The following is a 20,316-nucleotide window of genomic DNA, read 5'->3' on the forward strand; positions in this document are numbered from 1 at the left end:
TGCAGGAGGAAGATGATGGGTGAGTCTGGTACTCGGGGGCCCAGATCGCTCTCCGCGCGGATGTCAGCTCTGGTCGGTACGACCAGGCAGCAGGGCTCGTCCTCTGCCCAGGGCGAGGTCGTAAAATTACAGCAGTCAAGTCAATTACGGCAGAGAAGTTTTTCAAGCGCGAAATCGGTGTAGCCGCGAAGTATCTTTTCGAGCAGCTGATGCGAACTCTTCTTGCCTGCGGGCGGGTATGTGTCAATGCGTAGGATCACATATTTCTCGGAGTTTGGGTGCTGCGGGTCAGTTGCGGAGCGTGAATCTGGTCGATTGCAGGCGAAAGTAGATGCCGCGCCCGTATCCCATACCCACCCTTTGTCTCCCACTTCGATGGTAGAAATATTGGGCTTGTTCTCGACTAGGTTCTGTTGCTCTACGGAATTCTTGACCGGGTACCGGTGGGCGGAGGCGAGGAACCGGGTTCTTCCGTCGATGTACACCGAGCAAATTGTGGATTCTTTACCACTGTAGAGATCGAAGTTGTTGGTGGTGTCCGACGATACTTTCTTTCCGTCCGGGACGAGGTTATTGATGTCGGCCCCGTTAAAAGCCCCCCAGCATACACTGTCGGGGAATTTCAGGGATGAGTCTTTATGCCCACTGGTGCAGCCCTGTAGTACAGCTGTAGCAAGAATGGCGAGCGTAGCTGATGCGATGGTAAACGCTTTTCTGCGAGGCATGATGTATTGTCCTCAGTGGGAGCTCGAAGGGGTGCCGTATCAAGATCCTCCTGTCGAAGTGGCCCACCCTCCTCGGCCATCTGTATGAGCATGCCCTGCTTCCGTAGAGGCGGCACCCGCTAGGGCGTAGACGTCGCTTCGAGAGATGTCGCTCCCTCGGCAAGCGGTGTGGACCGCTGCTGCCGCAGCATTTTTCGTGGCCTCCTCGGCTCGCATGTAAGCAGCAGCGGAATCGTGTCTGGCCTCAAGCGTGCTGTCCTGCTTCACGCGATCAACCACGGCTTCGCTGATGTCTTCCTTGGCCCAATCGATTACCTCGCTGCCCACCGGAAGCATGTCGATGTATTTACCACCGACCGAGTCGAGGATGCGGTTGACCCATTTCGCTTTTTCGTCGACCGCCTTATTGAACTGATCATCCTCATAGGCTCGATCGCCGTGAAGAGCCTCGGCGCGAGCCTCAGTCATGATGCCTGCGATCTGACCGCCTGGATTCACGGCGTTCTTGACGGCCGACTCAAGATAATGGTATTGGTCCCGATGCTTGATTACCTCATGCACCAAGCTTGTCGTGTAAGCCTGCTGGGCATTATTGATCGCGCCGTACGCATCTGGATCCTGCCCGACTGCTCCGAGAAATTGCTGGAGGTCGGAACTGGAAAACTTTGCACCGTGCCCGAAGGGCTTGATCAGATGATTTTGGTTTTCGAGTGTCATCTGCATATCCGGCATGTACTCAGCCGCCATGTTGCCGAAGTTGCCGGCCAGTCCGCTCAGTACACCAGGGTGATCCGGATCCTTCCCCTCGACCAGTACAGGGTGCGCCCCGACCTTCTCCACCACCCTCTCCATCACCTTGGCCATGGCCGTGGTGTGGCGGACTTGTTGAGCTCCCTCGTCGCTCGGATCCCGGTGAGTGGTGGCTGCTTCCAGGGCGTTCCCCAGAGCCACCTCTTGCGAGTGGGCTTCCTTGCCCTTCGCGTAGTCCAGTACGTCTGTGTCCGGATTTCGGTCGAGCATGTAGTCGACCATGCTCATTGGACGAGTGTCTCCCTTGTTGATCTTCCCGTCGTAGTTGGAGTCATAGTGAGTGACGACTCTGTCGGCTGAGGTGATGATTCCGTCGTGGTCGCTGTCTTCCCTGACCGGCTCGTTGAAGAAGGCGGTAGAGGCTTCCGGATTGTGACTCAGTCCTTCCATCAAACCGGTGAGTGGGTGGAATCCTCTGCCGCCGGTTTTGTCGAAATTGAGCGTCGGCTGCCCAGATGATCCGTAGTGAGAGTCCAATGGTGCGTTCCGGTCCCAAATCTGTGGATCTTTGCGCTCCATCGCGACCATGTCGCGGCCGATCTTCGTCAGGAAGCCGGCGTCGAACTTTCCGTCTCGCACGAGCGCCCCCACCGCCTGATAGCCGTATACCTGGGTGCCGGGAGCGGTGATTCGGGAGAGGTCGAGTTGCTGGTGGCCGGCTTTTTGAAGGTCAGTAATCCAAGTGGCATCCAGATGGGTCGCGCTGTGCTTGCTCGTGGCTACGCCGAGCATGGAGCCCATCTCGTTCTGAATGTGATGAACAAGGTTGATTCGGGTTTTATCGTTCAGCGATGAAGCATCCAAGGCTACGTTGGCGTAGAAGTCCAGCGCACCTTTCGCTCCCATGGACTTGTAAAAGTTAGTGGAAAAGTCGGCGTTCTTCGCGTTCCTGTCGAACAGTTTCTGGAGCCGTTTGAGGTCGTCGAGGTTCTTTGCCGTGCCGTCCACGGTGAGATGGTGGGCGAGTCTGGTGGCAGTTTTGGCATCGGCGATTGCCTGTGCCTTCACTGCATCCTTGTGTGAACCGTATTTCACCGTGGTAAAGTTATGGGATTCCTTGCCGGCGATAGTTCGCAGTGCGCGCGAAGTGGTTTCGTCGGCTTCGGCTGCTGCTTCCAGAATCTTATTGATTCTCTCCACCATCGCGTCGACCTTCTTTTGCTCCGCCGGTGGAGCCTTCATGAAGTTCGGGACATCATCGTTCTGTGACGGCGTGGGCGCGAGGCGTGGTGGGGCAACTTTCGGGGCGGGGCGAACGACGCCACTCGAACTGATGCTCAGGTCGTGGTTTGCGGCTTCGTCCAATGCGGCCTGCAGGTCGTTTTGGCATGTCTGAAACTTGGCGTGTGCCTCTTTGAGCATGTTGCGGATGCTCGTGGCCTCGGTCAGAGCATCCGAGAACTCCTTGACTGTCTTGAGGACGAACGGCTTGACCGCAGAGGCGTTCTCTCCCTCCCAGTTCGCAGCCTTTGTCTTAGCGGCCATGCGCTTATCGGCGATCTCTTCCAGCGTTTTGAGTTTCTTGACCATGGCGGTCCAGTCCTCGACCGCTTCCTCGAGCTTCCCCAGGCGGAGGTGGTGGAGTTGTTCGAACGATGGCACGGGATCCCACTCCTCAGTGGAAGTAGTGACTGATCTTGGAGGCGGTCAAGTATTCCCCCTCGACCTTCGGCATGCTGGACGCGATCTTCTTTTCGTCGTTAGCGTGCGCGGCGATTGAATAATCCAGATGGTCGGAAATGAGGGCACATGCCTGCAGCAGCGTGTTCACTTGGTTTTCCCACGTGTGGACGACATGGTCCAGCGCCGATCCGGTGCCCAGTCCTCCGTCGGTGAGATGGGCAGCCGCAGCCTTGCTGTTGTCGTGGGCGTGTCTGCCGTCTGTTCTGAGCTGGTTGTAGAGGCCGTAGGCGTCATGGCCGATAGGTCCGAGCTCGTCGCTGTTCACATGCAGGTCTGCGGTGGTAGCGGAGCTGGGGCCGCCTCCATCGGTGCTGTTGATGCGAGTGTGAGTCTCTTGCTGCCTGGTTGATTCTGCCCGCAGTCGATCCCACTCGGCCCTGAAAGTCATTTCCCCCGGTCCTTGCTCAAGTCAGCTTTGCTATATGCCAGTTGTGTGTGGAGCAGTCAATGGACGGCCGCCGGCACGCAAGGCTACCAAGGGGACACGGTGAGTCGTGTGCCCTTGAATGCTGACGGCAGCGCCCCTACTGCTCCGGCAGCCACCCCACCTGCACCAGCGGAACGCCCCGCTTGCGGGATACGAAGAAGCCGCGGCCCGGGGGCATCGGGCGGGGGCGGACGCCGCCGAGGAGGTCGCCCTCGGCGGGGTCGCCCGACAGGACGATGCCCTGGGCGCCGAGTTCCTTGATGCGCTGCATGAAGGACTCGTACATCGAGCGGGACGCGCCCGCCGTGCTGCGGGCGATGATGAAGCGGATGCCGACGTCACGGGCGAAGGGGAGGTTCTCCGTCAGGACCGCCAGCGGGTTGCCGCTGCCGGAGGAGACGAGTTCGTAGTCGTCGACGATGACGAAGAACTGCGGGCCCGTCCACCAGCTGCGGTCGCGGAGCTGCTGCGGCGTGATGTCCGGCTTCGGCGCGCGGCGCTCCATCAGGCCGTTCATCGCGCCCGCGTGGACGGTGAGCGCCGAGGCGATCGGCGCGTACTCCAGGAGGTGCGACTCCGGGATGACGTCGAGGAGCGAGCGCCGGTAGTCGCCGACCACGATCTTCGCCTCGTCGGGCCCGTACCGCTCGGTGATCTGCTTGGCGAGGAGGCGCAGCATCGCGGTCTTCCCGGACTCGCTCTCGCCGAAGACGAGGAAGAACGGGTCGGTCTCGAAGTCCACGAAGACCGGTTCGAGGTTGGTCTCGTCGATGCCGATGGCGACGCCGTGCTGCGGGTATTCGAACCCCTTCGGGAGTTCGTCCGCGCGGAGCCTGCGGGGCAGCAGCCGGACGCCCGGCGCGTGCGGGCCGGACCAGGCGGCGTCGACCGCGCGGATCATCTCCGCGGTCGCGTCCGTCATGGAGTCCGGGTCGCTGCCTGCGTCGATGCGCGGCTGCGCGCCCATGAAGTGCAGCTTCTCGGGGAGCTGGCCGCGGCCGGGCACGCCCGCCGGGACGTTCGCGGCGACCTTGCGGTCGAACTCGGAGTCCATGGTGTCGCCGAGCCGCAGTTCGAGCCGGTTCAGGAGCTGGTCCTTGAGGGAGGCGCGCACCTCCATGTTGCGGGAGGCGGTCACGACGACGTGCACGCCGTAGCCCAGACCCCGGCCGGCGATGTCGGTGACGATCGCCTCCAGCATCTCGTACTCCTGCTTGAAGTTGCCCCAGCCGTCGACGATGAGGAAGACGTCTCCCCACCCCTGGTCGGCGTGGTGCCCCGCAGCCCGCTGCCGCCGGTACGTGGCGATGGAGTCGATGTTCTGGGAGCGGAAGTACTCCTCGCGCCGGCTGAGCACGCCCGCCACCTCCGCGACCGTGCGCCGCACCTTCTCCGGGTCGAGGCGCGAGGCGATGCCGCCGACGTGCGGCAGGTCGGCGACGGCGCTCATGCCGCCGCCGCCGAAGTCGAGCCCGTAGAACTGCACCTCGGCCGGGGTGTGGGTGAGCGCGAACGCCGAGATGAGCGAGCGCATGAGCGTCGACTTGCCGGACTGCGGACCGCCGACGACGAGCATGTGGCCGGCCGCGCCCGAGAAGTCGCGGTAGAGGATGTCGCGGCGCTGCTCGAAGGGCTTGTCGATCAGGCCGAGGGGGACGACCAGCCCGCCGAGGCGCGGGTAGTCCGCGGACGTCAGGCCGCGCCCCTCCACCGGCGCCAGCCCCGGCAGCAGCTGGTCGAGGGACGGCGCCTCCTCCAGCGGCGGCAGCCAGACCTGGTGGGCGGGCGCGCCCTGGCCCTCCAGCCGGCGCACGATCACATCGAGGACCGTGTCGGCCAGGGCGTCGTCGCCGCTGGTGACCGGGTCCGGCGGTGCGATCGGATCGGGGGCGGTGTAGGTCACGGGGACCGGGGCCGCCGTGAACAGCACGGGCCGGCGCTCGATCGGCAGCGGCGCGCCGCCGAGGTCGGCGGTGCCCGTGCGGTACGTACCGGAGACATACGCGGCCTTGAAGCGCGTCATCTCGTCCGTGCCGAACTTCAGATAGCCGGAGCCCGGCACCGAGGGGAGGTGGTACGCGTCCGGGACGCCGAGCGCCGTACGGGACTCCGCCGCGGAGAAGGTGCGCAGACCGATCCGGTACGAGAGGTACGTCTCCAGCCCGCGGAGCCGACCCTCCTCCAGCCGCTGCGAGGCGAGCAGCAGATGGACGCCGAGCGAGCGGCCGATGCGGCCGATCTGGATGAACATCTCGATGAAGTCGGGCTTCGCCGTCAACAGCTCGCTGAACTCGTCGATCACCAGGACGAGTGAAGCCAGCGGCTCCAGAGCGGCGCCCGCGGCCCGCGCCTTCTCGTAGTCGTGCATGTTGGCGTAGTTGCCCGCCGCGCGCAGCAGCTCCTGGCGGCGCTGCAGCTCACCCGTGATGGAGTCGCGCATCCGGTCGACCAGCGTCAGGTCGTCCGCCAGGTTGGTGATGACGGCCGCGACGTGCGGCAGCTGCGACATGCCCGTGAAGGTCGCGCCGCCCTTGAAGTCCGCGAGGACGAAGTTCAACGACTCCGACGTGTGCGTCACGGCCAGGCCCAGCACCAGCGTCCGCAGCAGCTCCGACTTGCCGGAACCCGTCGCACCGACGCACAGCCCGTGCGGCCCCATGCCCTCCTGCGCCGCCTCCTTGAGGTCCAGCATGACCGGCGTGCCGCCCTCGCCGACGCCGATCGGCACCCGCAGCCGCTCCGAGAGCGTCCGCGGCCGCCAGGTGCGCGACACGTCGACCGACCCGGCGTCGCCGAGCCCGAGCAGCTCCGTGAAGTCGAGGTTGGCCAGCAGCGGCTCGTCATCGTCGCCGCCGCCCCCCATGCGCAGCGGCGCGAGCTGCCGCGCGAGCGCGTCCGCCGCCTCCATCGATAGCGTGTCCGGCACCCCCTCGTACACCGCGACCTGCGACAACAGCTGCAGCCGGCCGGGCCGTACGACCACCGACAGCCCGCCGCGCAGCTCGTCGAGCTCGCCCGGCACCACCTCGACGATCGTGACGCCCTGGAGCCCCTCCTGCGCCGCGAACGCCGAGTCCGGCGGCACCATCGCGCCGTCCAGTATCAGCAGCACCTGCGGCTGGTCGAGCAGCGGCTGCCCGTCCCGGCTGAAGCGCGTACGCCCCTCCAGCCGCGGCTTCAGCAGGTCCTCCAGCTCGGTCAGGTCGTCGCTGATCAGCCGTCGGACCCCCGCGCCGTCCGCCGCGCCGGGCAGCTGCACGTGCGGCAGCCACTTCGTCCACTCCCAGTACGAGGCCGCGCCGCGCGCCGCCACCACCGCGATCACCAGGTCGTCCGGCGAGTGCAGCGTGGCGAGCTGCGCCACGAGCGAGCGCGCCGCCCCGTGCACCGTCTCCGCCTCGCCCGACAGCGTCACGTGGTAGAAGGCGCGCAGCGACACCGCCATCGGCATCCCGTCCAGCGATCCGTGGACCGCCAGGAAGTGCTGCATCGCCCCCGCCGTCAGCGGCTCCAGCTCATCGACCGGCGCGGTCTCCGGCGCCACCAGCGGCGTCGCGAGCTGCTGCGAGCCGAGCCCGAGCCGGGCCTGCCCGAAGTCGTTGTCGCTCATCCGCCGCTCCCACACGCGGCTGCCCTCGGCGACCACCGCCCACAGCTGCTCGGGGGAGGGGTGCAGATAGAACTGCGCGTCGCGCTGCGCCCGAGCCGTCTTGCGCACGGTCCGCCGTGTCTGCGCGAGGTATTTGAGGTAGTCGCGGCGCATGTCCGCCATCTGCCCCTGTGATCCCTGACGGTGCCGCATGAACATCGCGATGGTCATGCCGAGCGTCGAGAACATCATCATGACGCCCATGATCTTCATCATCGGCGCGGCGCCCGGCATGAAGAAATAGACCATCGACGAGGCCATGCCCAGCGTGGGCAGCAGCTGCATCAGCACGCCGTCCTGCTGGCCGCGCGGCAGCTCCGGCGGCGATTCGAGATGGAGCTCCTCGCTCGGCACCTCGGGCGGCAGGGCCCGCGGCTGGCGCTTGACGACGACCTGGCTCAACGGTCCTTCAACCCCCATCACGCAAAAGGACAGTTCCAGTCCGGCGCCCCCGTGGCGACGGCCTCCCTCCGCGAGACGGCGATCCTACCGATGGGGACTGACAGCGGCCCCGGTAGGGTGGCCGCCGCGCGTACGCACGAGCGAGCACGCCGTATGCACGAGCGCACCGAGCAGAGCGATTCAGGGGGCCTTTAACGTGAGTACGTCCGCTACGACCGGCTTCTGCAGGGTGACCGTCGTCGCACCCGACAGCCGGATCGATGTCGCACTCCCGGAGGACATCGCGGTCGCCGACGTCTACCCGGAGATCCTCCGGCTCACCGGCCAGACCCAGGCCGCCGGCGAACCCACCGGCTACCACCTCGTACGCCGCGACGGCGCCGTCCTCGACAGCTCCCGATCCCTGGTAGCCCAGCAGATCCTCGACGGCGAACTCCTCTCGCTGCGCCCCTTCGCCGAATCCCTGCCGCCCGCCGTCTACGACGACGTGTCGGACGCCGTGGCCTCCGCCGTCACCCGCGACCGCACCCTGTGGAACGACCAACTGCTGCGCGTCTGCGGCCTGTTCGGCGGCGCCCTGCTGCTCGTACTGATGGGCTTCGTGCTCTGGTTCGCCGACCCCGTCCGGCACGACATGCACGGCCTGCCCGGCATTATCGCCGCGGCCGTCGGCGTGCTGCTGGTCGCCCTCGCGGGCGTACGGGCGCGGATCTACGCCGACCGGTCCTCGGCCATCGCCCTCGGGCTCGCCGCCCTGCCGCATCTCATGATCGCGGGCTCCGGCATCCTCGCCCCCGCCGCGGGCGAGGGCATCGGCCGCCTCCAGTTCCTGCTCGGCTGCGTCACCGTCCTCGTGGCCTCCGTCGCCCTCGTCGCCGCCATGCCCACCGGCGACGCGCCCTTCGTCGCCACCGTCTTCGCGGCGACCGTAGGCACCCTCGCCACCTTCTGCGCGATCCTCACCGAGGCCGACGTCACCGGCACCGCCGCCGTCTGCGCCGTCGTCGCGATCGGCGCCATCGCCTTCCTGCCCGGTCTCTCCGCCCGCGTCGCCCGGCTGCCCATCGGCTACGCCGCACCCCGCTCCGCCACCGCCGACGACCTCGACGCCGCGCCGGCCGGCGCCCCCGCGGAGCCCGTCGACGCCGACCGCATCGCCGCCCAGGCCCGCCGCGGCCACGAGATGCTGCTCGGCCTCGTCGGCGGCTGCTCCGCCGTCGTGGTGGGCGCCGCGGCCGTCCTCGGCTTCTCCGCCGACCTCTGGGGGCAGCTGCTGGCCCTTGCCGCGGGCCTCGCGATGCTGCTGCGCGCCCGCCTCTTCCGCTACACCGCCCAGGTCTCCGCGGTGCTCGGCGCGGGCCTCGCAGCCCTCGCCCTGCTCGTACTCGGGCTCTCCCTCAACCCGCCGGCCGACGCCGTCCTCAAGCTGCTCACCGAGCACGACCACGGCCCGCTCGACATCCGTACGGTCTGGCTCGCCGCGGCCGTCACCGCCGGCGCGGCCCTGATCATCGGCATCGCGCTGATCATCCCGAAGAAGGGGCTCTCCCCCTTCTGGGGCCGGCTGTCCGACATAGGCGAGAGCGTGCTGCTGCTCGCGCTCGTACCGCTGTGCCTCGCGGTGCTCGACGTCTACGCCTCGGCCCGCGGCCTCGCCGGCAGCTGACCGGCGACGGCCGCGGAGCCGGCCGGACGCCGCGGGGAAACCGCCGACGACCGCGCCGCGAAGGCCCAGTACCCGGCGGCCGACGACCGCGGGGGAGCGACTAAGGGCCGCACCAGACCGGCCGGGGGCCGCCGGCAAACCGAGCGGGAGGGGCCGCGCGGTCCGGCTGGTAGTGTGGGTGGCGGCCGTTTGTGTACGCGCCCCCGGAGCGTTCTGGGGACAGCGCCCAGCGGACCCCGCCTCCCGAGTCATGGAAGCTCCCCTGCGATCGAGACCAGGGGCACTCGGTGGCTGAATACAGATTTTAAGGAGTACCGCGTGTCGCTCGACGCCGCTACGAAGAAGCAGATCATGGCCGAGTTCGCGACCAAGGAGGGTGACACCGGTTCCCCCGAGGTCCAGGTCGCGATGCTGTCCCGCCGCATCTCGGACCTGACCGAGCACCTCAAGACGCACAAGCACGATCACCACTCCCGCCGTGGTCTGCTGCTCCTGGTCGGCCAGCGCCGCCGGCTGCTGCAGTACCTGGCGAAGAAGGACATCACGCGCTTCCGCGCGCTGGTGGAGCGCCTCGGCATCCGTCGCGGTGCGGCCGGCGCCAAGTAAGCCGTCGTGAAGGGAGCGGTTCCCACCGAATGGGGGCCGCTCCCTTTGCGTATCTCGTGGGAAGCGGAAGCTTTGTAGTCTGGTCCCACAACGGCATGACGAAAATCGCATAGCGAATGAGGAGGAGCGTCCCGCTCGCCGCCGGTCCTCGGTAGTGGCCCCCGGAACACAGAACCCCGGGTGCTTCGATCGAAGACCGGCCCCGCACGGAGGACGCCCTCCACCACCGTCCCGCGCCACACGGGCGCCGGGACGCAGACGAGGAGATATCCCTGGTGGAGAACGAGACCCACTACGCCGAAGCCGTCATCGACAATGGCACCTTCGGCACCCGCACCATCCGCTTCGAGACGGGCCGCCTGGCCCGTCAGGCCGCCGGCTCCGCCGTGGCCTACCTGGACGACGACACCATGGTGCTGTCGGCCACCACCGCCTCGAAGAAGCCCAAGGACCAGCTGGACTTCTTCCCCCTGACGGTCGACGTCGAAGAGCGCATGTACTCGGCCGGCAAGATCCCCGGCTCCTTCTTCCGTCGCGAGGGCCGACCCTCCGAGGACGCGGTCCTCACCTGCCGCCTCATCGACCGGCCGCTGCGCCCGTCCTTCAAGAAGGGGCTGCGCAACGAGATCCAGGTCGTCGAGACGATCATGGCGCTCAACCCCGACCACCTCTACGACGTGGTCGCCATCAACGCCGCCTCCTGCTCCACGCAGCTCGCGGGCCTGCCCTTCTCCGGCCCGATCGGCGGCACCCGCGTCGCGCTGATCAAGAACCAGTGGGTGGCGTTCCCGACCCACACGGAGCTTGAGGACGCCGTCTTCGACATGGTCGTCGCCGGTCGCGTCCTGGAGGACGGCGACGTCGCGATCATGATGGTCGAGGCCGAGGCCACCGAGAAGACCATCCAGCTGGTCAAGGACGGCGCCGAGGCGCCGACCGAGGAGATCGTCGCCGCCGGTCTGGAAGCCGCGAAGCCCTTCATCAAGGCGCTGTGCAAGGCCCAGTCCGACCTCGCCGCGAAGGCCGCGAAGCCGACCGGCGAGTTCCCGATCTTCCTCGACTACCAGGACGACGTCCTGGAGGCGCTGACCACCGCCGTCCGCGACGAGCTCGCGCAGGCGCTGACCATCGCCGGGAAGCAGGAGCGCGAGGCCGAGCTGGACCGCGTCAAGGCGCTGGCCGCCGAGAAGCTGCTCCCGCAGTTCGAGGGCCGCGAGAAGGAGATCTCCGCCGCGTACCGTTCGCTGACCAAGGCCGTGGTCCGCGAGCGCGTCATCAAGGAGAAGAAGCGCATCGACGGCCGCGGCGTCACGGACATCCGTACGCTCGCCGCCGAGGTCGAGGCCATCCCGCGGGTGCACGGCTCGGCGCTGTTCGAGCGCGGCGAGACCCAGATCCTGGGTGTCACCACGCTGAACATGCTCCGCATGGAGCAGCAGCTCGACACGCTGTCGCCGGTCACGCGCAAGCGCTACATGCACAACTACAACTTCCCGCCGTACTCCACCGGTGAGACCGGCCGCGTCGGCTCGCCGAAGCGCCGCGAGATCGGCCACGGCGCGCTCGCCGAGCGCGCGCTGGTGCCGGTGCTGCCGACGCGCGAGGAGTTCCCGTACGCCATCCGCCAGGTCTCCGAGGCGCTGGGCTCCAACGGCTCGACGTCCATGGGCTCGGTCTGCGCCTCCACCATGTCGCTGCTGAACGCCGGTGTGCCGCTCAAGGCCGCCGTCGCCGGCATCGCCATGGGCCTGATCTCGCAGGAGATCGACGGCGAGACGCACTACGTCACCCTCACCGACATCCTCGGTGCGGAGGACGCGTTCGGCGACATGGACTTCAAGGTCGCCGGCACCAAGCAGTTCGTGACCGCGCTCCAGCTCGACACCAAGCTCGACGGCATCCCCGCCTCGGTTCTGGCCGCCGCGCTGAAGCAGGCCCGTGACGCCCGTCTGCACATCCTGGACGTCATGAACGAGGCCATCGACGTCCCGGACGAGATGTCCCCGAACGCCCCGCGGATCATCACCGTCAAGATCCCCGTGGACAAGATCGGCGAGGTCATCGGCCCCAAGGGCAAGATGATCAACCAGATCCAGGAGGACACCGGCGCCGACATCACGATCGAGGACGACGGCACCATCTACATCGGCGCCGCCGACGGTCCGGCCGCCGAGGCCGCCCGCTCCACGATCAACTCGATCGCCAACCCGACCATGCCGGAGGTCGGCGAGCGCTACCTGGGTACGGTCGTCAAGACCACCACCTTCGGCGCCTTCGTCTCCCTCATGCCCGGCAAGGACGGTCTGCTGCACATCTCGCAGATCCGCAAGCTCGCCGGCGGCAAGCGCGTGGAGAACGTCGAGGACGTGCTCGCGGTCGGCGCCAAGGTGCAGGTCGAGATCGCCGAGATCGACCAGCGCGGCAAGCTCTCCCTGATCCCCGTGGTCGAGGAAGACGAGAACGCCGCCGAGGAGAAGGACGACGCCGCCAAGTGACGTCCCGTAGCTCACAGGCGACGGCCCGCACCTCCACGGAGGCGCGGGCCGTCGCCCGTACCCAAACGCTTCTCCAGGGCGAGAACGGCATCGGCACGGTCCGCAAGACCACCCTCCCGGGCGGCCTGCGCGTCGTCACCGAGACCCTGCCGTCCGTACGCTCCGCGACCTTCGGCATCTGGGCGCACGTCGGCTCCCGCGACGAGACGCCCTCCCTGAACGGCGCCACCCACTACCTGGAGCACCTGCTCTTCAAGGGCACCGAGCGGCGCAGCGCGCTCGACATCTCGGCCGCCATAGACGCGGTCGGCGGCGAGATGAACGCCTTCACGGCGAAGGAGTACACGTGCTACTACGCGCGGGTGCTCGACACCGATCTGCCGCTGGCCATCGACGTGGTCTGCGACATGCTCACCGGCTCGCTGATCAAGCCCGAGGACGTCGACGCCGAGCGCGGCGTCATCCTCGAAGAGATCGCGATGACCGAGGACGATCCGGGCGACTGCGTGCACGACCTCTTCGCGGAGACCATGCTCGGCGACACCCCGCTGGGCCGCCCCGTCCTCGGCACCGTCGACACGGTCAACGCGCTGACCCGCGACCGCATCGCCCGCTTCTACAAGAAGCACTACGACCCGACGCACCTGGTCGTGGCCGCCGCCGGCAACGTCGACCACGCCAAGGTCGTACGCCAGGTCCGCCGCGCCTTCGAGCGGGCCGGCGCCCTCGGCGCCGCGGACGCGACGCCGATCGCCCCGCGCGAAGGCGCCCGCACCCTCCGCACGGCCGGCCGCGTCGAGGTGCTCGACCGCAGGACCGAGCAGGCGCACATCATCCTCGGCATGCCTGGCCTGGCCCGTACGGACGACCGGCGCTGGGCGCTCGGCGTGCTCAACACCGCCCTCGGCGGCGGCATGAGCTCGCGCCTCTTCCAGGAGATCCGGGAGAAGCGCGGACTGGCGTACTCCGTCTACTCCTACACCTCCGGCTTCGCCGACTGCGGCCTCTTCGGCGTCTACGCGGGCTGCCGCCCGAACCAGGTCCACGACGTCCTGGGGATCTGCCGCGACCAGCTGGACCAGGTCGCGGAGCAGGGCCTGAGCGACGAGGAGATCGGCCGCGCCGTCGGCCAGCTCGCCGGTTCCACCGTGCTCGGCCTGGAGGACACCGGCGCGCTGATGAACCGCATCGGCAAGAGCGAGCTGTGCTGGGGCGAGCAGATGTCCGTCGACGACATGCTGGCGCGCATCGCGGCCGTCACCCCGGACGACGTACGCGCGGTCGCCCGCGACGTACTGACCCGGCGGCCCTCGCTGTCCGTCATCGGACCGCTGAAGGACAAGCAGGCGGCCCGCCTGCACGACGTCGTCGCGTAACCGGCCGGCCGACGCCTCCGGGTCCGTAAACCGATCACCCGATCGGATCACCATCAGCCGATAAGTCGAAGGAAGCAAGCACGATGAGCAAGCTGCGCGTGGCAGTCATCGGCGCCAAGGGCCGTATCGGCTCCGAGGCCGTACGAGCGGTGGAAGCCGCCGACGACATGGAACTGGTGGCGGCGCTGGGCCGGGGCGACAGCCTGGACGCGTTGACCGACGCCGGCGCCCAGGTCGCCGTCGAACTGACCCGCCCGGACTCGGTCATGGGCAACCTCGACTTCTGCGTCCGCAACGGCATCCACGGCGTCGTCGGCACCACCGGCTGGACCGACGACCGCCTCGACCGGCTGCGCGGCTGGCTCGACGCCGCACCGGGGACCGGCGTGCTCATCGCGCCGAACTTCTCCATCGGCGCCGTGCTGACCATGCGGTTCTCCCAGCAGGCCGCCCGCTACTTCGAGTCGGTCGAGGTCATCGAGCTGCACCACCCCAACAAGGCCGACGCCCCCTCGGGCACCGCCACCCGCACCGCGCAGCTGATCGCCGCGGCGCGGGCCGAGGCCGGCTGCGCCCCGCAGCCGGACGCGACGGCCACCGCGCTGGACGGCGCACGCGGCGCGGACGTCGACGGCGTCCCGGTGCACTCCGTCCGCCTCCGCGGCCTCCTCGCCCACCAGGAGGTCGTCCTCGGCGACACCGGCGAGACGCTGACGATCCGGCACGACTCGCTGCACCACAGCAGCTTCATGCCGGGCATCCTGCTGGGCGCGCGCCGCGTCGTCGACGCCCCGGGGCTGACGTTCGGCCTGGAACACTTCCTGGACCTGGGCTGACACCGTGCGCGCAAAGATCGTCTATTTCGCCCTGGCCGCCGTCCTGGTCGTCTACTTCGTCCTGGTCGGCAGCCGCGGCGTGCTGCTCATAGAGCAGGGCACCGTGGTGACCGTCGTCTTCGGCGTCGCGGTGCTCATCCTGCCGTTCATCGGCGCCTGGTTCCTGTGGCACACCACCAAGTTCGCGCGCGACGCGGGCCGGCTCGCGCGGGAGCTGGAGGCCGAGGACGGGCTGCCGGTGGACGAGCTCGTACGGACGCCCGGCGGCCGCATCGACCGCGACTCCGCGGACGAGGTCTTCGCCAGGCGGCAGGCCGAGACCGAGGAGGCGCCCGGCGACTGGCGCTCCTGGTTCCGCCTCGCGGTCGCCTACCACGACGCCCGCGACACCCCGCGCGCCCGCAAGGCCATGCAGCGCGCCATCGCCCTGCACGACGGCAAGCCCGTACGGGCCTGAGCCGGGCGGATACAGACGACCGCCGGGCGGAACGGGGAAATCCCCGCCTCCGTCCGGCGGTCGTCTGCCGTCTATTACGGGCGCTTACGGGCGTCCGCTGTACTCCGCTGCCCAGCCCTCGATGGCGTCGGCTGCCATGTCGAAGGCCTCGGCCCGGGACAGGAAGTCGCCGTTGTGGTCGGTCAGCACTGTACGCACCGGCTCGCCGGTCCGCCGCCCCACGATGAGGGCCTGGCCCTGCACGGTGCGCGGCAGCCCCAGCCACCGCACGGGCTGCTGGACGGTCCGTACGGACGCGACGTCCTGCCACCGCACGGTCAGCGAGGAGAACAGGCCGACCTGGCGCAGCCCCTGGGCGCTCACCCAGATGCCGACCCGGACCAGCTGGACGGAGAAGGCGATGATCAGCACGGCCACGCCCAGGCAGACACCCGCGCCGACCAGGGAACCGGCGGCGGCGATGACCACGGCGCAGAGGAGAATGTACGAGGCGAGCAGCAGCAGCAGCGCGGAGCCGCCGACTCGCCAGGGACCCGGCCGGTACGGGCGGCGCCAGCGGTCCCGGTCTTCGAAGGGGAGGGGGACAGCGGCCGCGATTTCGTCGTAGTCGCGTTCGGCTGTCAGGAAGGGCAGGGGCACAACTTGTCCTCACTCACAAGCACACTCGAATGGGCTGTGCTCGGTGAGGTTATCCATGCGTACGGGCCCGGACCACCCCAGGGGGCGGTTCGGACCCGTAGAACGCCCGATCAGCGGCCGTTCGACGCCTCGGACTGCTGGGCGTGCTGGGGGCTCTGCGCCCCGGGCTGGAGCGAGGGCATCCCGAACAGCAGCGCGCCGACCAGACCTGTCGTGACGGTCAGACCGACCAGGACACGTCCGGCGAGCTGCGAACGGCTCGCGCGTTCTCGGGGCGGCGGCGTGATGTTGCTGCGGTAGCGCTCGGCTTCGGCGACGAAGGCGAACGGTACGGGCTCTCGCCGGCGGAACATGAAGGGCTCTCCTAAGAACCTCGTAGTGGGCACTCACACATACAGACGATCGCCAGCCTGTTTTGGTGCCCGTTTTCGGCAACTTTCTGTGAAAAATATCAACTCCTGCTCCATCCGCTTCCGGGGCGCGCGCTTTACGGATGCGACGAAACGGGACTGGCGCGCGGCCCGTCGCCCCTCCGGGCGGCGTGGGCGCCGACCGGCTCGGCGGGGCGGCGGTGTCAGTGGTGGCCCGTAGGCTGGGCGCCGCCCGAATCACGCGATTGGAAGGACCCCCGCCGGTGAGCGACACCCCCACCGAGAGCGCCGCACCCAGCTTCCGCAGCGACGTCACCGTCGAGCTGGTCAAGCACAGCGCCGCCGACTCCGACGTGCTGTTCGCCGCCCGCGTCTCCACCGCCGGCGAGCAGTCCCTGGAGGAGGTCACCAAGGACCCGGAGCGCTCCAAGGGGCTCATCAACTTCCTGATGCGGGACCGGCACGGCAGCCCGTTCGAGCACAACTCGATGACCTTCTTCATCAGCGCCCCGATCTTCGTCTTCCGCGAGTTCATGCGGCACCGCGCAGGCTGGTCGTACAACGAGGAGTCCGGCCGCTACCGCGAGCTCCAGCCGGTGTTCTACGTGCCGGGGGAGTCCCGCAAGCTGGTCCAGGAGGGCCGCCCCGGCAAGTACGTCTTCGTGGAGGGCACGCAGGCGCAGCACGAGCTGACGGGCCGCGTGATGGCGGACTCGTACCGCGCGTCCTACGAGGCGTACCAGGAGATGCTGGCCGCGGGCGTGGCGCGCGAGGTGGCGCGCACGGTCCTCCCGGTCGGCCTCTACTCGTCGATGTACGCGACGTGCAACGCCCGTTCCCTGATGCACTTCCTCGGGCTGCGCACCCAGCACGAGGCGGCGACCGTCCCGTCGTTCCCGCAGCGCGAGATCGAGATGGTCGGCGAGCAGATGGAGGAGGCGTGGGCCAAGCTCATGCCGCTCACGCACGCGGCGTACAACAAGAACGGGCGGATCGCCCCGTAGCGCGCACAGTGCTCAGGTGTACGGGCTAGTGGGAGAAGTGTCCGTATTGCGGTATTTCGTTACCTTCATCTAGGCTGACATACGGACTCGGCGCTGCCTGAACCCCCGAGCAGGCAGCGCCGGGATCCATATCGGACTCCCCAAGGGAGCACCTCACGGTGAGCAACGAGTAGCGTGGCCCCCATGGCTCCGACCTCCACACCGCAGACGCCCTTCGGGCGGGTCCTGACCGCGATGGTCACGCCCTTCACCGCTGACGGCGCCCTCGACCTCGATGGTGCCCAGCGACTCGCCACCCATCTGGTGGACGCCGGCAACGACGGACTCGTCGTCAACGGCACCACGGGCGAGTCCCCGACCACCAGCGACGCGGAGAAAGCCCAGCTCGTACGGGCCGTGGTGGAAGCGGTCGGCGACCGGGCCCACATCGTCAGCGGGGCCGGCACCAACGACACCCGGCACAGCGTCGAGCTGGCCCGCGCCGCCGAACAGGCGGGCGCCCACGGACTGCTGGCCGTCACGCCCTACTACAGCAAGCCGCCGCAGGAAGGCCTCCTGCGGCACTTCACCGCCATCGCTGACGCCACCGAGCTGCCGGTGATGCTCTACGACATCCCCGGCCGCAGCGGCGTCCCGATCAACACGGAAACGATCGTCCGGCTCGCCGAGCACCCGCGCATCGTCGCCAATAAGGACGCCAAGGGTGACCTCGGCCGCGCCAGCTGGGCCATCGCCCGCTCGCGGCTGGCCTGGTACTCCGGTGATGACATGCTGAACCTGCCGCTGCTGTCGGTGGGAGCCGTCGGATTCGTCTCCGTCGTCGGCCACGTGGTCCCCTCGGAGCTGCGCGCCCTCCTGGAGGCCCACACCGGAGGCGACGTCCAGAAGGCCGTCGAGATCCACCAGAAGCTGCTCCCGGTCTTCACCGGCATGTTCCGCACCCAGGGCGTCATCACCGTCAAGGCCGCGCTCGCCCTCCAGGGCCTGCCCGCCGGCCCCCTGCGCCTGCCGCTCGTGGAGCTCTCCCCGGAGGAGACGGAGCAGCTCAAGCGAGATCTGTCCGCCGGTGGGGTACAGCTGTAACCACAGACTTCACAACTGCATACCGACAACAACTGCAAGTGCACGAATGTCACGCGCGCCATGTGTCCCAAGAGGACATGTGGCGCGCGTGGTGAGGAGAGTCTTTTGAGTCATCCGCACCCTGAACTCGGTCCGCCGCCGAAGCTGCCCGAGGGCGGCCTGCGCGTCACCCCGCTCGGCGGTCTCGGCGAAATCGGCCGCAATATGACGGTCTTCGAGTACGGCGGCCGCCTGCTCATCGTCGACTGCGGGGTGCTCTTCCCTGAGGAGGAGCAGCCCGGAATCGACCTGATCCTGCCGGACTTCACGTCCATCCGGGACCGCCTCGACGACATCGACGGCATCGTGCTCACCCATGGGCACGAGGACCACATCGGCGCCGTCCCCTACCTGCTCCGCGAGAAGGCGGACATCCCGCTCATCGGCTCCAAGCTCACCCTCGCGTTCATCGAGGCGAAGCTCCAGGAGCACCGCATCCGCCCGTACACCCTTGAGGTCACGGAGGGGCACCGCGAGCGCGTCGGCACCTTCGACCTGGAGTTCGTGTCGGTCAACCACTCCATCCCGGACGCGCTCGCGGTCGCCATCCGCACCCCGGCCGGCATGGTGGTGCACACCGGCGACTTCAAGATGGACCAGCTGCCGCTCGACGGCCGCCTCACCGACCTGCCCGCGTTCGCGCGGCTCGGCGAGGAGGGCATCGACCTGCTGCTCTCGGACTCCACCAACGCCGAGGTGCCGGGCTTCGTCCCGCCCGAGCGCGACATCTCCAATGTGGTGCGCCAGGTCTTCGCCAGCGCCGACAAGCGCATCATCGTGGCCAGCTTCGCCAGCCATGTGCACCGCATCCAGCAGATCATCGACGCCGCGCACGAGTACGGGCGACGAGTCGCCTTCGTGGGCCGCTCGATGGTCCGCAACATGGGCATCGCCCGCGACCTCGGCTACCTCAAGGTCCCGGCCGGGCTCGTCGTCGACGTCAAGACCCTCGACGACCTGCCGGACGACGAGGTCGTGCTCGTCTGCACGGGCTCCCAGGGCGAGCCGATGGCCGCCCTGTCCCGGATGGCCAACCGCGACCACCAGATCCGTATCGTCCAGGGCGACACGGTGATCCTGGCCTCCTCGCTCATCCCGGGCAACGAGAACGCGGTCTACCGCGTCATCAACGGCCTGACGCGCTGGGGCGCCAACGTCGTCCACAAGGGCAACGCCAAGGTGCACGTCTCGGGCCACGCCTCGGCCGGCGAGCTGCTGTACTTCTACAACATCTGCAAGCCCCGCAACCTGATGCCGGTTCACGGCGAATGGCGGCACCTGCGGGCCAACGCGGAACTGGGCGCGCTCACGGGCGTCCGCAAGGACCATATCGTCATCGCCGAGGACGGCGTCGTGGTCGACCTGGTGAACGGCGCCGCACGGATCGTCGGCAAGGTCCAGGCGGGATACGTGTACGTGGACGGCCTCTCGGTCGGCGACGTCACCGAGTCCTCCCTCAAGGACCGCCGCATCCTCGGCGACGAGGGCATCATCTCCGTCTTCGTCGTGGTCGACAGCACCACCGGCAAGGTGGTGGGGGGCCCGCACATCCAGGCGCGGGGCTCCGGCATCGAGGACTCCGCCTTCGCGGCAGTGCTTCCGAAGGTCGAGGAAGCCATCGCCAAGTCGGGCTCCGACGGCGTCGTGGAGCCGCACCAGCTCCAGCAGCTCGTACGCCGCACGCTGGGCAAGTGGGTCTCCGACAGCTACCGCCGTCGCCCCATGATCCTGCCCGTCGTCGTCGAGGTCTGACGCCGCGTCAACTCGCTGGACGGCCGCACCGATGCCGATTTGCATCCGGGCGCGGCCGTCCAGTACGTTTACGGCTCCACCGCAACGGGAACCGCGATCACTCACGTGTGACCGGGAGGCCCGGAAAGCGAGTGGAAATCCGGCCCGGGGAAACCTGATAAAGTCGGAAAAGCCGAAAGGCAAACCCCCTCCAACGGGGATCGGAGAAAGAATTCCGACCGGAAACGGAACGGAAAACGGATCTGGTAGGGTTGGAAACGCGAAGAAGCCGAAAGGCCGAAACGCACCGGCGAAAA

At 68.0% G+C, this 20,316-nt stretch carries 15 protein-coding genes; 9 read left to right on the forward strand and 6 right to left on the reverse strand.

The features are described 5' to 3' along the window. Positions 1-140: 140 nt before the first annotated feature. From AB0I22_RS34855 to eccCa, 4 genes are all read right to left on the reverse strand, one after another. Complete coding sequence (locus tag AB0I22_RS34855; protein ID WP_363135010.1) at positions 141-725, reverse strand: hypothetical protein; 585 nt, start codon at positions 723-725, stop codon at positions 141-143. Between the two features lie 39 nt (positions 726-764). Beyond that, positions 765-3,137, reverse strand: coding sequence for a hypothetical protein (locus AB0I22_RS34860; protein WP_363135011.1), 2,373 nt, complete (start codon positions 3,135-3,137; stop codon positions 765-767). Positions 3,138-3,150: 13 nt separating this feature from the next. After that, complete coding sequence (locus AB0I22_RS34865) at positions 3,151-3,606, reverse strand: hypothetical protein (RefSeq protein ID WP_363135012.1); 456 nt, start codon at positions 3,604-3,606, stop codon at positions 3,151-3,153. Between the two features lie 136 nt (positions 3,607-3,742). After that, positions 3,743-7,696 (reverse strand): type VII secretion protein EccCa, encoded by a 3,954-nt coding sequence (gene eccCa, locus AB0I22_RS34870; protein ID WP_363135013.1) that lies wholly within the window; start codon positions 7,694-7,696, stop codon positions 3,743-3,745. Positions 7,697-7,892: 196 nt separating this feature from the next. Between eccCa and eccD the strand changes: the two genes are divergently transcribed. The 6 genes from eccD to AB0I22_RS34900 all read left to right on the forward strand — a co-directional run bounded on the left by eccD (position 7,893) and on the right by AB0I22_RS34900 (position 15,132). Further along, positions 7,893-9,362: a type VII secretion integral membrane protein EccD gene (eccD, locus tag AB0I22_RS34875; protein ID WP_363135015.1), complete on the forward strand. Its 1,470-nt coding sequence runs from the start codon at positions 7,893-7,895 to the stop codon at positions 9,360-9,362. A 318-nt stretch (positions 9,363-9,680) separates the two neighbouring features. Beyond that, positions 9,681-9,968: a 30S ribosomal protein S15 gene (gene rpsO / locus AB0I22_RS34880; protein WP_006602744.1), complete on the forward strand. Its 288-nt coding sequence runs from the start codon at positions 9,681-9,683 to the stop codon at positions 9,966-9,968. A 275-nt stretch (positions 9,969-10,243) separates the two neighbouring features. Continuing rightward, entirely contained in the window at positions 10,244-12,463 is a 2,220-nt protein-coding gene (locus AB0I22_RS34885) for a polyribonucleotide nucleotidyltransferase (protein WP_363135016.1), read from the forward strand. Then, entirely contained in the window at positions 12,460-13,839 is a 1,380-nt protein-coding gene (locus tag AB0I22_RS34890) for a pitrilysin family protein (protein ID WP_363135017.1), read from the forward strand. Before AB0I22_RS34885 ends, AB0I22_RS34890 begins: the two co-directional genes overlap by 4 nt. An 83-nt stretch (positions 13,840-13,922) precedes the next feature. Further along, complete coding sequence (dapB, locus tag AB0I22_RS34895; RefSeq protein WP_363135018.1) at positions 13,923-14,675, forward strand: 4-hydroxy-tetrahydrodipicolinate reductase; 753 nt, start codon at positions 13,923-13,925, stop codon at positions 14,673-14,675. A gap of 4 nt (positions 14,676-14,679) precedes the next feature. After that, positions 14,680-15,132, forward strand: coding sequence for a hypothetical protein (locus tag AB0I22_RS34900; protein ID WP_363135019.1), 453 nt, complete (start codon positions 14,680-14,682; stop codon positions 15,130-15,132). A gap of 84 nt (positions 15,133-15,216) precedes the next feature. Here AB0I22_RS34900 and AB0I22_RS34905 read toward each other — a convergent pair whose 3' ends face one another. Next, positions 15,217-15,771, reverse strand: a complete 555-nt coding sequence (locus tag AB0I22_RS34905; protein WP_363135020.1) for a hypothetical protein — start codon at positions 15,769-15,771, stop codon at positions 15,217-15,219. 110 nt (positions 15,772-15,881) lie between these two features. Continuing rightward, the gene (locus AB0I22_RS34910; protein ID WP_363135021.1) at positions 15,882-16,124 is read right to left on the reverse strand and encodes a hypothetical protein; all 243 of its coding nucleotides are present in this window, start codon (positions 16,122-16,124) and stop codon (positions 15,882-15,884) included. Between the two features lie 281 nt (positions 16,125-16,405). Between AB0I22_RS34910 and thyX the strand changes: the two genes are divergently transcribed. The 3 genes from thyX to AB0I22_RS34925 all read left to right on the forward strand — a co-directional run bounded on the left by thyX (position 16,406) and on the right by AB0I22_RS34925 (position 20,020). Next, positions 16,406-17,146 carry an FAD-dependent thymidylate synthase gene (thyX, locus tag AB0I22_RS34915; protein ID WP_363135022.1) on the forward strand — a complete coding sequence of 247 codons (741 nt, stop codon included), beginning with the start codon at positions 16,406-16,408 and terminating at the stop codon, positions 17,144-17,146. 183 nt (positions 17,147-17,329) lie between these two features. Further along, a complete protein-coding gene (gene dapA / locus AB0I22_RS34920; protein ID WP_363135023.1) occupies positions 17,330-18,229 on the forward strand; it encodes a 4-hydroxy-tetrahydrodipicolinate synthase in 900 nt (299 codons plus the stop codon). A 105-nt stretch (positions 18,230-18,334) separates the two neighbouring features. Continuing rightward, positions 18,335-20,020 (forward strand): ribonuclease J, encoded by a 1,686-nt coding sequence (locus tag AB0I22_RS34925; RefSeq protein WP_363135024.1) that lies wholly within the window; start codon positions 18,335-18,337, stop codon positions 20,018-20,020. Positions 20,021-20,316 lie beyond the last annotated feature (296 nt).

Origin of the sequence: Streptomyces sp. NPDC050610, assembly GCF_040654875.1 — a bacterium.
GTDB lineage: Bacteria > Actinomycetota > Actinomycetes > Streptomycetales > Streptomycetaceae > Streptomyces.

What these genes read in the sequence shown, in the direction of transcription:
- AB0I22_RS34910 (WP_363135021.1), bottom strand. Translation starts at nt 16,124, where the DNA reads ATGTTCCGCCGGCGAGAGCCCGTACCGTTCGCCTTCGTCGCCGAAGCC.
- AB0I22_RS34855 (WP_363135010.1), bottom strand. Translation starts at nt 725, where the DNA reads ATGCCTCGCAGAAAAGCGTTTACCATCGCATCAGCTACGCTCGCCATT.
- dapB (WP_363135018.1), top strand. Translation starts at nt 13,923, where the DNA reads ATGAGCAAGCTGCGCGTGGCAGTCATCGGCGCCAAGGGCCGTATCGGC.
- dapA (WP_363135023.1), top strand. Translation starts at nt 17,330, where the DNA reads ATGGCTCCGACCTCCACACCGCAGACGCCCTTCGGGCGGGTCCTGACC.
- AB0I22_RS34865 (WP_363135012.1), bottom strand. Translation starts at nt 3,606, where the DNA reads ATGACTTTCAGGGCCGAGTGGGATCGACTGCGGGCAGAATCAACCAGG.